Origin of the sequence: Duffyella sp. Ts4, from assembly GCF_051851875.1 — a bacterium.
Lineage (GTDB): Bacteria > Pseudomonadota > Gammaproteobacteria > Enterobacterales > Enterobacteriaceae > Duffyella > Duffyella gerundensis.
In genome coordinates this window covers 52,789-69,490 of sequence record NZ_JBLYPN010000001.1, presented here as the reverse complement: position 1 = coordinate 69,490, position 16,702 = coordinate 52,789, and the positions used below count along the sequence as shown (strand labels likewise).

10 protein-coding genes are annotated in these 16,702 nt (G+C 57.9%); 3 read left to right on the top strand and 7 right to left on the bottom strand.

Going from position 1 to position 16,702, the window contains the following annotated elements; all coding sequences use genetic code 11:
- Positions 1-1,116: 1,116 nt before the first annotated feature.
- The 4 genes from ACJY2L_RS00310 to bglX all read right to left on the bottom strand — a co-directional run bounded on the left by ACJY2L_RS00310 (position 1,117) and on the right by bglX (position 7,552).
- Positions 1,117-3,012, bottom strand: a complete 1,896-nt coding sequence (locus ACJY2L_RS00310; protein ID WP_439212865.1) for a methyl-accepting chemotaxis protein — start codon at positions 3,010-3,012, stop codon at positions 1,117-1,119.
- Positions 3,013-3,137: 125 nt separating this feature from the next.
- Positions 3,138-4,247 carry a suppressor of fused domain protein gene (locus tag ACJY2L_RS00305; protein ID WP_439212864.1) on the bottom strand — a complete coding sequence of 370 codons (1,110 nt, stop codon included), beginning with the start codon at positions 4,245-4,247 and terminating at the stop codon, positions 3,138-3,140.
- Between the two features lie 87 nt (positions 4,248-4,334).
- Positions 4,335-5,207 carry an oxygenase MpaB family protein gene (locus ACJY2L_RS00300; protein WP_439212863.1) on the bottom strand — a complete coding sequence of 291 codons (873 nt, stop codon included), beginning with the start codon at positions 5,205-5,207 and terminating at the stop codon, positions 4,335-4,337.
- Positions 5,208-5,263: 56 nt separating this feature from the next.
- Positions 5,264-7,552: a beta-glucosidase BglX gene (bglX, locus tag ACJY2L_RS00295; protein WP_439212862.1), complete on the bottom strand. Its 2,289-nt coding sequence runs from the start codon at positions 7,550-7,552 to the stop codon at positions 5,264-5,266.
- A gap of 148 nt (positions 7,553-7,700) precedes the next feature.
- Between bglX and dld the strand changes: the two genes are divergently transcribed.
- Positions 7,701-9,440, top strand: coding sequence for a D-lactate dehydrogenase (dld, locus tag ACJY2L_RS00290; RefSeq protein WP_439212861.1), 1,740 nt, complete (start codon positions 7,701-7,703; stop codon positions 9,438-9,440).
- A 38-nt stretch (positions 9,441-9,478) separates the two neighbouring features.
- Here the strand turns inward: dld and ACJY2L_RS00285 are convergent, their stop codons facing one another.
- From ACJY2L_RS00285 to ACJY2L_RS00275, 3 genes are all read right to left on the bottom strand, one after another.
- Positions 9,479-11,935: a DUF3772 domain-containing protein gene (locus tag ACJY2L_RS00285; protein ID WP_439212860.1), complete on the bottom strand. Its 2,457-nt coding sequence runs from the start codon at positions 11,933-11,935 to the stop codon at positions 9,479-9,481.
- A gap of 167 nt (positions 11,936-12,102) precedes the next feature.
- On the bottom strand, positions 12,103-13,050 hold the full coding sequence (gene pbpG / locus ACJY2L_RS00280; protein WP_067428957.1) for a D-alanyl-D-alanine endopeptidase: 948 nt from the start codon (positions 13,048-13,050) through the stop codon (positions 12,103-12,105).
- A 179-nt stretch (positions 13,051-13,229) separates the two neighbouring features.
- A complete protein-coding gene (locus ACJY2L_RS00275; protein WP_439212859.1) occupies positions 13,230-13,817 on the bottom strand; it encodes a Yip1 family protein in 588 nt (195 codons plus the stop codon).
- Between the two features lie 204 nt (positions 13,818-14,021).
- On the opposite strand from ACJY2L_RS00275, the gene ACJY2L_RS00270 reads away from it, so the two are divergent.
- Positions 14,022-14,597 carry a DedA family protein gene (locus ACJY2L_RS00270; protein WP_439212858.1) on the top strand — a complete coding sequence of 192 codons (576 nt, stop codon included), beginning with the start codon at positions 14,022-14,024 and terminating at the stop codon, positions 14,595-14,597.
- Between the two features lie 165 nt (positions 14,598-14,762).
- Complete coding sequence (locus tag ACJY2L_RS00265; protein WP_439212857.1) at positions 14,763-16,577, top strand: glycoside hydrolase family 15 protein; 1,815 nt, start codon at positions 14,763-14,765, stop codon at positions 16,575-16,577.
- Positions 16,578-16,702 lie beyond the last annotated feature (125 nt).

The following is a 16,702-nucleotide window of genomic DNA, read 5'->3' as shown; positions in this document are numbered from 1 at the left end:
CGATTGCCGGGCGCTTTTAAGGTCAAAAGCGTTTAGGTCAAAGGCGCTTAGGTCAAAAGCGATTTCTTCCGCCTTTCAGGCGGCCGAGCAGGGGCGGCAGTCGCCCCGCCCCTGCACCCCGGCTATCCGGCAAACACAACCGCCCGCCACAGGCGGGTTCCCTCAGCAAAAGCATTTTCCTGACGGACCGGACGCGATTCGCTCCCAGCTCAACGCGCCCTCTCGCCGCATCCCTGCGGCTCGTCCTGGAAAACGCTTTTGCCTCGGCGTTTGTGATGCCTCCTCAAGGTCAAAACCCAGGTCAAGGTCAAAGGCGATTTCGTTCTGCCTGAAGGCAGCCCGAGCAGGGCCGGCAGTCGCCCCGGCCCTGCACCCGCGCTATCCGGCAAACACAACCGCCCGCTGCGCGGGTGCCCTCAGCAAAAGCGTTTTCCTGACGGACCAGGCGCGATTCGCTCCTGCTCAACGCACCTTCTCGCCGCATCCCTGCGGCTCGCCCTGGAAAACGCTTTTGCCTCGGCGTTTGTGATGCCTCCTCAAGGTCAACGTCAAAACCGAAAAGACTAAAACCAAAATCTAAAAGAAAACCCAAAATATAAAAAGGAAACCCAAAACCCAAAATCTGGAAAATCGAATTGGCTTTGGCTTTGGCTTTGGCTTTGGCTTTGGCTTTGGCTTTGGCTTTGGCTTTGTTTTAGAGATTTTTTGGTTTCTGTTTTGGGTTTTGGCCTGGGTGTTGACGTTGAGGAGGCATCACCACCGCTGAGGAGGTGAACATTTCAGGATGGCCCGCCATGGATGGCGGGACAAGGGAGCGCTGAGCAGGAGCGAATCGCGAGCGGTCCGTGAAGAAATGTGAACCGACGAAGGTACCCGCCTGTGGCGGGCGGTTGTGTTTGCCGGATAGCGCGGGTGCAGGGCCGGGGCGACTGCCGGCCCTGCTCGGGCTGCCTTTAGGCAGAACGAAATAGCCTTTGACCTTAAGACGTTGACCTTAAAGACGTTGACCTCAAGACGTTGACCTCAAGTCGTTGACCTCAAGACGTTGACCTCAAGACGTTGACCTTAAAGCCGCCTGCCAGGCAAAACGCCCCCACCGTTGCGCAACGGCCCCCCTTACAGTTTAAAACTATTCACCACCAGCTCCAGCTGGACGCTCTGCTCTTCCATCGCCTGGGCGGCGGAAGAGACCTGCTCCACCAGCGCAGCGTTCTGCTGGGTGGTGCTGTCGAGTTGGGTAATCGCCACGTTAACCTGATCGATGCCCATGCTCTGTTCACGGCTGGCGGACATGATCTCGCTCATCAGCGTGGTAACGCTGCTGACGCCCTGCATCAGCTCATCCATGGTCTGACCGGCCTGTTCCACCAGTCCGCTACCGGCGTCAATATTGGCCACCGACTCTTCAATCAGCTTCTTGATTTCACGTGCTGAGTTGGCCGAACGCTGAGCAAGGTTACGCACTTCGGAGGCGACTACCGCAAAGCCACGACCCTGCTCACCGGCGCGTGCGGCTTCCACCGCGGCGTTCAGCGCCAAAATATTGGTCTGGAAAGCGATGCTGTCGATCACGCTGATGATATCAACCACCTTACGCGATGAGGTATTGATTGCGCCCATGGTAGCAACCACTTCGCGCACCACGCGCGTGCCGCGTTCAGCCACTTTAGAGGCGTCACCTGCCAGCTGGTTAGCATGCGTAGCGTTATCGGCATTCTGGCGCACGGTGCCGGTTAACTCTTCCATGCTGGCAGCGGTTTCGACGATCGAGCTGGCCTGATCTTCCGTGCGTGAAGAGAGATCGGAGTTGCCGCTGGCGATTTCGCGTGACGCGGCCGTAATCGCCAGCGCGCTGCTGCCAACCTGACGCATCAGCCCCTGCAAATACTCAATAAACTGGTTGAAGCTCTGCGCCACCGCGTTGAACTCCGGACTCTTGCTGGCAGGCAGGCGCTGGGTTAAATCAGCACCGCCGGTGGAGAGCGCAACAATGTTATCGTTCAGTCCGCGCAGCTGGCCCATGGTGGTACGAATAAAGCCCAGCAGCACCAGCAACAGCACCAACGCAAGCGGGATCTGCACCAGGCCCAGACGCATCAGCATGCCGTTGGTTTGCGCCATTAACAGGCTGGTTGGTACGTCGCTGGCCAAATACCACGGGCTGCCGCTGATCTGCTGCACAAACAGCGTGTGATCGCCATCGTCGCCCTGATAGCGGCTTTCCATCGGCTTGTCGCTGGCCGTGCTCAGCAATGCTTTCAGCGGTGCGGCCATGCCGTTTTTCAGATCGCTGAGGTATTCCAATTTAGGCGTGCCATCTACCAGCGCAGCGTTACCGACAATTTTGCCGTCCGCTTCAACGATCAGGACGTTGCCTTTGATTGCCTCGCCCATCTCTTTGGCCAGATGGTTAAAGAAGCCCAACGTCACGTCGATGGTGGAAACGCCCCACACTTTGCCGTCGCGCCAGATCGCCATCGCACAGTTGGTGCGCGGCTGCGGGCTGGCAGCATCCTGATAGGCATTGGCCCAGGCGCACTGCCCCTTCGGCGCTGCCTGACCCGCTTTATGCCACGCCTGATCGTAGTAATTGTCGGCCGCGTCGCTGTTCCAGTAAGTGTTAACTTTCAGTTCGTTGTTGGCGTCGCGAGCAAAGAAGGTGCTGAATTTAGCCCGTGCCGGATCGCGCACATTGGGCAGTGGCCAGATGCCGCCGCCAAACACGTTGCTGTCCTGATACTGGTTAACCAGCGTCGGCAGTAACGTGTCAATACTGGCGCTGTCGAGGGCGCTGACCGTTTCGGTGATCGTACGTTGCTGCGCCTGCACACGGTTCATCTGTTCGACGATGCGTGCCGCCAGCGAGTCAACTTCATAGCGCACCAGACGGCTTTCATTCGCCGTGAGCTGCGGTGCGACAAAAAGATTAATTACCACCACGGTGACGATCATCAGCAATGCAAAAAAGCCGATAAGTGCAGCGGTAAAGCGGGCCTGGGTTGTTTTTAGCATGGGAGCACCACTTAACTCGGAACAGGCGTGATTGCCTGATCCGAATTAACGGCGCGGAAGAAGAGATCTTGAGAGCAAAATGTGAAAATGATGTAAAAAATTTCGCAACGTAACTATCGCCACCGTTACACCGGTTCTGCCACCACCTGCTGACGCGGACGAAAGATATGATCGCACGCCTGTTCGCGCAGCAGCGCTACCAGTTCGGTGCCGCCGCTGCTGCTGGCAGCGGCAAATTCCCGCTCCGCTGGTGTCACCGGCGTGGTCCACAGCAATCGCGGCCGCTCACCGTCGCGTTTGGGCAGCAAAAACTGGCCGCTGCTGCTGGCCAACTCGCCGCTGATTAGAAAGGCGTCAAAGCCGACCGGTGCCACATCGGAAGAGAGCAGATGCCCTTCCCCCAGCCAGTTGAGCTGCGCCCAGGGAAAATGGGCAAAACTGGCCAGCGCACTCGCCATCTGCACCGCATTCTCTTCGCTCATCACCTGTGCATCGATCGCCATGCCCAGCTCGATTCGCCGGTGCTGTGGCGCGAGATCGGCGTAGAGATGATCAACCCACGGCATGGCGCGCGTGCTCATGCCGAGGGTCAGGAAATACCAGATGCCCTCATGGTAATGCTGAGAAATTGCCATCGGCGGCCAGCCCGACTGATCGATGCTGTAATACTTCAGCGACTCGCCATACTGCTGCTGATAGCAGCTGAGAAACTCATGCTCCACCAGCGGCCAGAGATGGCCATCGTGCCAGTCACGCCAGAAGTGGCGAAATTTCTCCGCCTGCGCGTAGTGTTCATTGGTGGAAGCGGAGCCGAGCGGCGCCGTCAGGCGATTCTCTTTGATACAACTGGCCGAAAAGCTGACCTGCTTGTTCTGATACAGGCTCCAGCCGGGAATCACTGCCAACAGCTGTCCCTGATACCAGAGCGCGGCGCCATCGTCGGTGGGTTCCCACAGCACCTGCAGTCCAGCGCTATCCAGCGGCGGCTCCGCTTCCAGCGTACGGCAGAAAGCCGCGCTTAACAGCGGTGGCACACCCTGCTCCAGCGCATCATTGTCTTCCTGCGCCGGCGCGGGCAGCAGATTGCGCAGCCAGCAGCCGCGTACAGCATACTGACCGCGAAATGCTTCGGCGGGCCAGATATAAAAATAGGCGGTGCGCTCATCCTGCTCGACGGTGGCAATCAGCGTGTTTTGCTGATTAGCAACCTCAGCAATCCGGTGTGAATAGGTCATAATGCCTCGACGTCCTGGGCAGGGATACTTATCCCGAGAGTAGTGCAGGATGCCGCACGCCGCCACGGCCGAACAAGGGTAAAACTCTCAAAGTGACCGGCCAACGCGAGCCATGGCGCGATGGTGTGCGCCCTGGCTAATCGACCAGCGCAACCCAACAGCCAGCAGGTCAATCTGCCGATCAATTTGCCAGCGCTTTAGCGGCGTAAAGTGATAGCCGGACTGCGCCTGAGCCCATTCCGGCAGCAGGCCGATGCCCGCCAGCATCATGGTTTTCATCGCCGGTTTTGCCTGCCAGCTCGGCGCAGGCGCGCTCATCAGCAGGCGCGTCACCTCCGCGGTACGCTCGTCGTAACGCAGTTGCGGACGCATGGCGACAAGATAGTCCGCCACCGCCTGACGGCTTTTCGGCACCTGTTCTGCACCCAGCGCTTCCGCCACGACCGCGGCTTCGGCGTAGTAACGATCCTGTTCTGCCCCGCTGAGTAGCCGGTTTTTGTAGCGCAGATGCGCCGCCAGAAAGCGGCTGGTTTCCGCGACGTGCACCCAGGTGAGCAGCTGCGGATCGCTGGCCTGATACGGCGTGCCGTAAGCATCTACCCCCGAAACCTGCAGATGGATGCGTTTAACCCGCTCGAGCAGCGTGTTGGCATCAGAACGATTACCGAAGGTGGTAACGGCGATAAACTGGCTGGTGCGTCGCAGGCGGCCCATCATATCTTCGCGAAAACTGGAGTGATCCCAAACGCCCGCCAGCGCCGAGGGATGCAGCATCTGCATCAGCAGCGCGCTGATGCCGCCGCAGAGCATGGAGGTAAAGTCGCCGTGAACGCGCCAAATCACGCTGTCCGGGCCAAACAGTCCCGGATCGCCAGGCGGCTGCGACAGGTCAAACTCGTTGAGAGAGAGGCCATTCAGACGAAAGACCTGTTGTTGAATACGGTTACGGAGTGATTGCATAGGCGTGACACGATTTTCTCTGGCGCGGCAGAGGCTGGCTCTGCCGCGCGGGGGTATTAAAGGGCGTCGAACGAGGTATCCTGCGTATGCACAGAATCGAGGCCAATCATCACGTTGATTTTGCCTGGTTCCATGACGTACTGCATTTTTGCATTCCAGAATTTCAGCGCGTTGCCGTCAATCGGGAAGCTCACCGTCTGCGATTCGCCCGCTTTCAGCATAATGCATTTAAACGACTTCAGCTCCTGCACCGGACGACTCATGCTGGCAACCGGATCGTTCAGATAGAGCTGCACCACCGTGGCGCCGTCGCGTTTACCGCTGTTGGTCACGGTAACGCTGGCATCCAGCTTACCGTTACGCGCCAGGGTTTTTGATGACAGCGTCACCGGCGAAACGGTAAAGGTGGTGTAGCTCAGGCCGTAACCGAACGGATAAAGCGGGCCGTTAAGCGCATCGTAATAGTGCGACGTGTATTTATTCGGCTTAGCCGGATTGTACGGGCGACCGGTAGGCAAGTGGTTGTAATAGATTGGAATCTGACCCACTGAACGTGGGAAGGAGACCGGCAGCTTGCCTGATGGGTTGTATTCGCCAAACAGCACGTCCGCGATGGCGTTGCCGCCTTCGGTGCCGCTGAACCAGGTTTCCAGCAGCGCGCTGGCCTGCGCATCTTCTGTTGCCAGCGTCAGTGGGCGGCCATTCATCAGCACGATTACCAGCGGTTTGCCGGTGGCTTTCAGCGCGGCCAACAGCTTCTGCTGGCTGGCTGGAATGGTCAGTTCGCTGCGGCTCGACGCTTCATGCGCCATGCCCTGCGCTTCGCCTACCGCGGCCACCACCACATCCGCTTTTTGCGCGGCGGCAACGGCTTCATCAATCATCTGCTGAGGCGTGCGGCTGTCAACGCTGACCGCCTGCTCATAAAGGTTGAGGAAATCCTGAATGGATTTGTTGTCGCTGATGTTGGCGCCTTTGGCGTAGATTACCGTCGCGTTGCCGGCAGTGGCATTTTTCATGCCCTGCAGCAGGGTCACCGACTGACGGGCAAGACCGGCGGCTGACCAGCTGCCCATGATGTCACGCTGACTGTCGGCCAGCGGCCCGACCAGTGCGATGGTGCCCGATTTTTTCAGCGGCAGGGTGTCCTGCTCATTCTTCAACAGCACCATGCTTTTACGCGCCACGTCACGCGCTTCGGCGCGGTGCAGGCGGCTTTCGGCATTGGTATCAGCCGGATCGGTTTCTTTCGCGCCTAAGTGGCTGTAGGGATCGTTAAACAAGCCCATATCGTATTTGACGTTCAGCACGTGGCGCGCGGCGTCATCGATTTCCGCCTTGCTGACCGCGCCGCTTTTCACCAGATCCGGCAGGTATTTGCTGTAATACTCGTCGCTCATGCTCATGTCGATGCCGGATTTCAGCGCAATGCGCACCGCTTCCTGCGGATCGCTGGCAACGCCATGCTTGATCAGCTCTTTGATGGCACCGTGATCGCTGATGGTAATGCCTTTGAATTTCCATTCGTCACGCAGCAGATCTTTCAGCAGCCAGCTGTCTGCGGTGGCCGGCACGCCGTTAATGGCGTTCAGCGACACCATGACGCCGCCGCTGCCTGCATCCAGTGACGCCTTGTACGGCGGCAGATAGTCCTGGAACATGCGTTGCGGGCTCATATCAACGGTGTTGTAATCACGCCCGCCTTCCACTGCGCCATAGAGAGCAAAGTGTTTAACGCTGGTCATCACGGCGTAACGATCGGCAGGACTTTTTCCCTGCATCGCTTCCACCATGGTGCGCCCCATTTCTGAGGTCAAATAGGTATCTTCGCCGAAGCCTTCGGAGACCCGGCCCCAGCGCGGCTCACGGCTGACATCGACCATGGGTGCCCAGGTCATGTTCAGCCCGTCGTCCGCCGCTTCATACGCTGACACACGACCCACTTCCGCAACCGCATCAAGATCCCAGCTGGCAGCCATGCCCAGCGGAATCGGGAACACCGTGCGCTGGCCGTGCACCACGTCATAGGCAAAGAACAACGGAATTTTCAGGCGGCTGAGCTGCATCACCTGATCCTGCATCGCGCGGATATCCTGCCGCGTCACGGTGTTGAAAATCGCCCCCACCTGGCCCTGTTTGATCATCTCGCGAATCGCTTCTTTTGGCGTTCCCGGCCCTACGCTTATCAGACGCAGCTGGCCAATTTTTTCATCGAGCGTCATCTTTTGCAGCAGCTCACTGACGTAAGCGTCGCGTGCCTGTTCAGTTAACGGGTGGGCAATTTCAGCCAGCGCAGGTTGCATCGCCAGCGTGACGGCAAGGCTAACAGAGTAAATCCATTTCATCAGATTGGGGTCTCTTAAGTTTCAATGCGAAGCGGGTAAACAGCGGCCACTGAGTGTGCCACAAGAACAGAATAGCAGGTAGTGGAGCAGTACAGCCTTTTTGCTACGCGTGCTACAGTTTCAGCGATCAGAGCCACAGGAAAATGCTATGCAACATGCTGAAGAGACGACCCGTCATACCCTGATAAACGATCTGCGTCGGCTGCTCGGCGGCGCGAATTTGCTCACCGATGCGGAGCAAACCGCCCGTTACCGCCGTGGCTTTCGCTCCGGCGAAGGCGATGCCATCGCGGTGATTTTTCCCGGCACGTTGCTGGAGCTGTGGCGTGCGCTGCAGCTGATTGTGGCGGCCGATCGCATTATTTTGATGCAGGCGGCAAACACCGGCCTGACCGAAGGTTCAACGCCCAGCGGTAATGATTACGATCGGGAGATTGTGATTATCAGCACCCGTCGCCTCGACGGCATTCAGCTGATCGATCAGGGCAAACAGGTGCTGGCGCTGCCCGGCAGCACGCTGTGGCAGCTGGAGAAGCTGCTTAAGCCGCTGGGACGCGAGCCGCATTCGGTGATCGGCTCATCCTGCATTGGCGCTTCGATTATTGGCGGCATCTGCAATAATTCCGGTGGCTCGCTGGTGAAGCGCGGCCCGGCATGGAGCGAAATGGCGCTCTATGCGCAGGTCACTGAGCAGGGCCAGCTGCAGCTGGTGAATCACCTTGGCATCGATCTCGGCAGCACGCCTGAGCAGATCCTCGGCGCGCTGGATGATGAGCGCTGGCGCGACAGCGATGTACGGCACGACCAGCGTCACGCCTCCGATCATGAGTACGCCGAACGGGTGCGCGACATTGATGCCGATACCCCTTCCCGTTTCAACGCCGATGCGCGGCGTCTGCATGAGGCCAGCGGCTGTGCCGGTAAGCTGGCGGTGTTTGCGGTGCGGCTGGATACCTTCGAGAAAGAGCCAGAACAGCAGGTTTTCTACATTGGCACCAACGACACCGCGGTGCTGGATGAGATACGCCGCCATATTCTCGGTGAATTCACCCATCTGCCGGTGGCTGGGGAGTACATGCACCGCGATATTTTCGATATCGCCGAGGTCTACGGCAAAGATACCTTTTTGATGATCGACAAATTCGGCACCGAGCGGATGCCGCTGTTTTTCAGCTTAAAAGGCCGCGTCGACAGCTGGCTGGAGAAGTTTCGCTTTGTGAAGCCGCATCTGACCGATCGGCTGTTGCAGCGTGTCAGCGGCCTGTTTCCCGCTCATCTGCCTGCGCGCATCAAGCAGTACCGCGATCGCTATGCCCATCACCTGATGCTGAAAATGTCCGGCGACGGTGTGAAAGAGGCGAACGACTATCTGCGCGATTACTTTAAAGAGGGCGGCGGCGAGTTCTTCCTGTGCAGTGATAAAGAGGGCGCAGCGGCCTTTCTGCATCGTTATGCGGCGGCGGGCGCGGCGGTGCGCTATCACGCCGTACACCATCAACAGGTGGAGGAGATCCTGGCGCTGGATATCGCCCTGCGGCGCAACGATCGCGACTGGTTTGAAGTGCTGCCCGAAGAGTTTAATGACGCCCTGCTGCATCGCCTTTATTACGGCCATTTCCTGTGTCATGTTTTTCATCAGGATTACATCGTGAAAAAAGGCGTCGACGTGCATGCCCTGAAAGAGAAGATGCTGGCGCGACTGAATGCGCGCGGTGCGGAATACCCGGCGGAGCATAACGTCGGGCATCTCTATGCGGCGACACCGGCGCTGAAGCACTTTTATCAGCAGATCGATCCCACCAACAGTTTTAATCCGGGAATTGGCAAAACCAGCAAGCAGAAGCACTGGGCAGAGTGCGGCTGCGGCGAAGAAAAACTGAAGCCGTAACCGCACGGCGCTCTCCGCAACAGGAGAGCGCCGAACCATCATGAAAGCGGTTTCGGTTCCTCTTCCACCACGACCGGCTGGCCTTTGCGCTCAATAACCATGGTCTGCGGCAAGGAGAGCGCGACGCCCTCTTTGCGCAGCCGGGTCAAAATATCAAACAGCAGATCGCTTTTAACGCCGCCAATCTGCCGCTGACCCGAGACGTTGCCGGTGACGCTGAGCACGATGCCCTGCGGCGTTAAATCTTTGAAGGTCACCGAGGGCTCCGGCGTCTCCAGAATGCGCTCGTTCTGCGTGTAAACGTCGAGCAGAATCTCACGCACCTGCACCGGATCGATATTTAGCGGGAAAGTCAGCACAATCGTGACCACGCCCTGCGCGTTATTCATGGTGGCGTTGCGCACGTTCTGCGAGATGAGCTGCGAGTTAGGCACGATCACCGTGGATTTATCACCCAGCTGAATTTCCGTGGCGCGCACGTTGATACGGCGAATATCCCCTTCGACGTTGCCGAGGCTCACCAGATCGCCCACTTTCACCGGCCGCTCGGTCAGCAGAATCAGGCCAGAGATAAAGTTCTTCACGATCTCCTGCAGGCCAAAACCGATACCCACCGACAGCGCGCTGACGATCCACGCGAGTTTGTTCCACTGCAGGCCCATGGTGGAAAGCGTCAGCAGAATCACCAGCACATAGCCGAGGTTACTGAACAGCGTCACCAGCGACACGCGCATGCCGGTGTCCATGGTGGTTTTTGGCAGGAACTCGTTGTCCAGCCAGCGACGTACCGAACGCAGCACGTAGATACCGACCACCAGGCAGATCAGCGCGTTAACCAGATGCGCCGGTACAATGTTCAGCGACTCCAGTCCTTTGCCGCCCCAGAACTCAGCCGCTTTCTGCAGCAGCTCAATCGGTGTGGAGGAACCAAAGGTGCCGTTGAGCAGCGCCACCACCATCACCAGGATCAGCACGGTTTTACACAACGCCGCCAGCAACGAGGCGGCCTGTTGCAGATGCCGCTCGTTCAGATTAAGCAGATTCTGAATACGCTTACCGGTGGGGTTACTGGTCGACAGCAGCGTTTCGCAGAAGTCGTTGACCAGATGGCTGAGCAGATAGAACGAGCCCACTACAATATTGAACCAGACCAGCTCGTAGCTAAGGAAGCGGCCAAAGGTGACGTAGCCGATCACCAGCGACACCAGAATGGCAATGCCAACCAGCGTCATGGCGATTTGCAGCAGCCCGGCAAAGGTCGACTTCACTTCGGTAGTGGTGGCGTTTTCCGCCGCGCGATGGCGGGCACGCTTGATGCGCATGCTGATCGACACCGCCGTCAGGCCAATCAGCAAGGCGGTCATGCCGTTGGCCATGATGGTGGTTGATACGCTGGTGCCGACGCTGTTATTAAACGCCTCAATGGACTGGAAGATAAATACCAGTACCGCGGTAATCGGTGGGAAAGGCTTCAGCGCCATTGCGACTTCATTAGAGATCGCCGGCAGCCGCCATGATGGGCGACGGGTAGAGAGAAACGCGCGACCCAGACCAGCAATCAGCCCGCAGAACACGCTGAGTTTCACCAGCTTATTGATGAAATCCTGCACATCGTCAGAGACTTCTGCCCGGCGCGTAAAGGCGAGATCGAGGAAGTTAAAGGCCAGCACTACCGCCGCCAGCGTGGTCAGGGCGATCGCCGCGGCCAAAAAGCTGCGACGCAAATGCCCTTCCGGCAGCTTATTAATGCTGACCCACGCCAGAAACTCCTCGCCATAGCGACGGCCTAAGGTCGCCACCAGAATCGCGGCGATGGTCCAGGCCAGGGTGCCAAAGCGCCAGCCCGGTTCCCAGGAGAGCGCAGCGGTCGCCTGCAGTTCATCAGCGAAGGCGCTGATTTTCGCGCCGTCCAGCTCCTGGCCACCAAACAGCGGGCTCCAGAAACGTGGCCCGAAGATGGTGCCAGAATTCAGCGCCAGCTGATTTTTGATCGCCTCACGGCGCAGGTTAACGATTTGACCAGAGAGGTTCAGCGAGCCATTTTTGATCGCCTCGGCCTGCTTGATCTGATCGTCGAGTTTCGCCTTCTGGCTTTCCAGCGCGGCGCGTTTACGCACCACTTCGGCGGTCTCTTTCACGCCGCTGCCCGCCTGAGGAGCCGGACCGAGAACGGCCAGCTGAGCCAATACCTGCTGGCGCTGTGGAATCAGCGTCTGACCCAGCGTATCGGCATTGCCGGAGAGCTCCAGCGCCATTTCGTTAAGCGGCTCCAGCTTGGCGTCGTTGTTTTCACCCGAGACCTGACCTTTGATCTTATCGAGTATTTTTTGCATTTTTGGCAGTTCAACCGCCGCATTGATTTTCGGTGGTGCGTCGCTGTCAGCGCTAGTCTGGGCGCTGTCGTCAGCATCGGCCGCAACGCTCAGCGTGGGCACTCCTGCTGCCAGCAGCATCGCCAGCAGGCATAGTCGAAGAAAAGTGAAAGTCCGGGTCATGAAGCATTCCAACTGTGACAAAAAATGGCGATATCCCCCACCGCCGTAAGCGCGTAAGTGTATGCGCCTGACGGCGCGCAGACTATAGGATTGACGGGTGAAAATGCGCGGTGAAACGATAAGCGTTTTTGTTCTGAAAACGGCCCGCGTCGGCGGGCCATAGAGCATTACTCGCCGTCAGCGCCTGCGGTGCGGTTGCTGACCACCTGCGATGCCTTCTGTTTTTTATAGGCCAGCGCCGCAGCGGGCACCGGCGCCGATTTACCGGTTTCCAGCCAGTCGCGCAGACGGTTGGCATCGGCAAAGTGGGTATATTTGCCGAAAGCGTCCATGACCACCAACGCCACCGGACGATTGTTGATCACCGTGCGCATCACCAGGCAGTGTCCTGCCTCATCGGTATAGCCGGTTTTGGTTAGCTGAATGCGCCAGTCGGCTTTGTAAACCAGATGGTTAGTATTGCGAAACGGCAGCACGTAAGGCGGGTTGCTAAAGGTCGCCATCTCTTCACGCGTGGTGCTGAGCTGGCCAATCAGCGGATACTGTTTGGTTGCCATCAGTAGCCGCGTTAAATCGCGGGCGGTTGAGACGTTGTGAATCGACAGGCCGGTTGGCTCAACGTAGCGCGTGTGGGTCATGCCGAGCGCACGCGCTTTGGCGTTCATCGCGCGGATAAAGGCGTTGTAACCGCCGGGATAATGGTGCGCCAGACTGGCCGCGGCGCGGTTTTCTGACGACATCAGCGCCAGCAGCAACATATTACGGCGGCTGATTTCGCTGTTAAGCCGCACGCGTGAATAGATGCCGCGCATTTCCGGCGTCTGGCTGATATCCACCGACAGCTTTTCATCCAGCGACTGATGCGCATCAAGCACCACCAGCGCGGTCATTAATTTGGTGATCGAGGCCATCGGGCGCACCAGATCGGGATGACTGGCGAACAGCACCTTGTTGGTGTTGAGATCGATGATCATGGCGCTGCCAGAGGCAATTTGCGGCTGATTCAGCGGCGCGATATCGCCTGAAACTGGCGCGGCCACGGCAGAAGGCAACAGGGTCTGGCTGGCAAACAGCAGCGCCAGGCTCAACAGGGAAAAGCGGATTTTTGCAGGCATGGTGGCACATCTTTACCGGTTAAAATGATGCTCTGTCTCAGACAGGCCGCCACCGCCGAAATCCAGTCATGGCGGGGGCTAACGCAGGCATCATACTCCGGCCACCAGGTAAATTCCTACAGGAGATTGTTTCAGTGGGTAACAGGTTACCGCCAGCCTGAGCGGCGGCAACCTTGCGTTTACACCAGGTGATAGCCGTAGCCCCACAGCACCACGGTCAGGGCCAGCAGAACCTCAAACACCAGCACGCCAATAGCCAGTGTCGAGCCCGAAAAGCGCAATCCTTCATCACGATCGATATTCAGGAACAGGGGAATGCCAACGAACAGCAGATAGCCGGTATAGGCCAGCGCCACCGCGCCCACCAGCAGGCAGAGCCAGACCAGCGGATAGAGCGCCACAACACCGCTGAGAAACAGCGGTGTTGCCACATAGCCAGCAAAAACGGTGCAGCGCGCCAGTCCCGGACGCTGTGGATAGCTGCGCGCCATCCAGTGAATAACCCGCCCCATTACCGCTACGGCGCCAAGAATAAGCAGATAAAAGAGCACGCCGAGTCCAAGGCCGGTCATTAGATTAACAGGGATGTTTTGCCCACTGCCAAGATTCCAGCCAATCTGCGTGGTGCCGATAAAGGCGCAGATCACCGGAATCGCTGCCATCAACAAAACATGGTGGGTGTAATGGTGAGAAACGGTTTCGTTTTCTTGCTTGATGCTACGCATCTCCTGGCCGGGATGCGCTAAAAGTCCCCAGACATGATTCATAAAATCACTCCTCTGAAACGACTTGCCGTCGGCGTGGCGCCAGGCGGCTTCTCTTTGAGTATACGAGCCGCTGCGGCTTTTGCGCGCCAGGAGCGCCTGTTGTGCAAAAAAAAAGCAGTCAGAGAATATTTTCGCTCTCGCTGCGCGCTTCCTGTGACGGCGTATAGACTTACTGCTTCAGGCGCAACGACAGGAAGAGAGATTTTGCACATTGATATTAATGGAGTTATTGCGCAGTACGGCTATATCGCGCTGGTGATTGGCTGTATCGCCGAGGGAGAGACCTTTACCCTGCTGGGCGGCGTAGCGGCGCATCAGGGATTGCTACATTTTACCGGCGTGGTGCTGGCGGCGATGGCGGGCGGCATTATTGGCGATCAGCTGCTGTTTTATGTCGGGCGGCGCTATGGCTCGCGCATCCTGGATAAAATGCACAAGCATCAGGACAAAATCGTCAAGGCCAACAAGATGATTCGCCGCCGCCCGGAGCTGTTTGTGATTGGCGCGCGCTTTATGTATGGCTTTCGCCTGGTCGGGCCGATCATTATTGGCTCCAGTCATCTTAAGCCGCTGAAGTTCTTTATTCTCAACGTGACTGGCGCAGCGATCTGGGCGCTACTGTTTGTCACCCTTGGTTACTTTGCTGGTGAGATCGTTACCCCGTGGTTACATAAGCTCGACCAGCATCTCAAGCCGCTGCTGTGGCTGGTGGCGGCGGCGATTTTCGCCATGCTGGTGCGCTTTTTTATTCGCCGCTGGCACCATCGCCGCAGTGAATAAGCGACACGGTTACGTTCTGAGATACTTTTGATCAGCAGGCGGTGTGCGCCGCCGCCTGCGCTTTCATCCTCTGGCGTGCAGGAATCAGGACCATTTACCCACCATTGACATCCCGTTGTGGCTGTTTGGCTATAGTTAACTTTTCTCCCTCCGGCAAGGAATATCATGACGGCTCCAAAACGACCTATTGGCGATCACGGCGTCATCGGCGATCTGCGCACCTGTGCTCTGGTGGCAAACGATGGTGCTATCGACTATTTCTGCTGGCCCAATCTCGACAGCCCATCGGTGTTTACCGCGCTGCTTGATACCGATAAAGCCGGCTTGTTTCAGATCGCCCCACAGTGGAAAAATGCCCGCCGCCAGCAAATTTATCTGCCAGAAAGTAATATTCTGCAAACCCGCTGGCTGGATGAACAGGGCGTGGCGGAAATCACCGATTACATGCCGATTTGCCAGCAGGAAGATACCCTGCCGCGCATTATTCGTCGGGTGAAAATGGTGCGCGGTGAGGCAACTTACAAGATGCATTGTGCGCCTAAAATGGATTACGCCCGTGCCGAAACCACGGCAAAAGTGGTCAACGGCAGTATCGCCTTTAGCGCCAGCGAGCAGCCCACGCTGCGACTCTCCGCCACGGTCTCGATGTCGATAGAGGATAACGCCGCGGTGGCCACCTTCACGCTGAAAGCGGGCGAGCACGCCACCTTTATGTTTGGCAGCCATGGCGATGCCCATCTTGAGCAGTTAACCACCCTGACCTGCTTCGAGGAGACGCTGCATTACTGGCAGAGCTGGAGCAAAAAAAGCAACTATCGTGGCCGCTGGCAGGCGATGGTCAACCGCTCGGCGCTGGCGCTGAAGCTGCTGACCAGCTGGCAGCACGGTTCTATTGCCGCCGCCGCGACCTTTGGTCTGCCGGAAGAGCTGGGCGGCGAGCGCAACTGGGACTATCGCGCCTCGTGGATCCGTGACGCCTCGTTCAGCATGTATGCGCTGATGCGCCTGGGCTACACCGAGGAAGCGCAGCACTTTACCCAGTGGGTCGGACGCTGCATTCAGAACAGCCATAAAGACCGCGATCATTTGCAGGTGATGTACCGCATCGACAGCGGCACCGAGCTGCATGAAACCACCCTGCCGCATCTTTCTGGCTACGCCGGTTCAACGCCGGTGCGCATCGGCAACGAAGCCTGGAATCAGACGCAGCTCGATATTTACGGCGAGCTGATGGACGCCATCTATCTGGCCAATAAATATGGCGAGGCGATCAGCCATCGCGGCTGGGATTATGTGGTGCAGATGATCGATCATCTGTGCGAGCGCTGGCAGGAGCCCGATGCCGGCATCTGGGAGATGCGCGGTGAGCCGGAACACTTTCTTCATTCGCGACTGATGTGCTGGGTGGCGCTGGATCGCGCACTGCGACTGGGCATGAAGCGCTCGTTATCGATGCCGTACGATCGCTGGGATCGTGTGCGCAGTGAAATCCGTGATGATATCTGGCAGAACTTCTGGAATGAGAAAAAAGGCCATTTCTCCGCTACCCGCCACGGCGATTTTCTTGATGCGTCGATGCTGCTGATGCCGCTGGTGCGGTTTGTTAGCGCCACCGATCCTGCCTGGCTGGCGACGCTGGATGCGATCAAACGCGATCTGGTCTCCGACGGCATGGTGCAGCGCTATAACATTCACGAAACGCCTGCCGATGGTCTTAGCGGCGGTGAAGGCGCGTTTGCCGCCTGTTCGTTCTGGTACGTCGAGTGCCTGGCGCGCGCGGGCCGCATCGACGAAGCGCATTTCGAATTTGAAAAGCTGCTGAGCTATGCCAATCCGCTGGGCCTCTATGCCGAGGAGTTTGACGTACAGGGTTATCCGCTGGGCAATATTCCACAGGGATTAACCCACCTGGCGCTGATCAGCGCGGCGTTTTTCCTCAATCGTAAACTCAGCGGTGAAACCACGCAGTGGCAGCCGTAATCCCGTTCTGCACCCCGTTTATTCGGGGTGTTTTACGATAATTTACGCAAAGTCATTTAAGATCTTAATATTGTTGATTTCCAACGCGTCTCAATGCACATATAATGTGCAGCCGGTCACAGCAG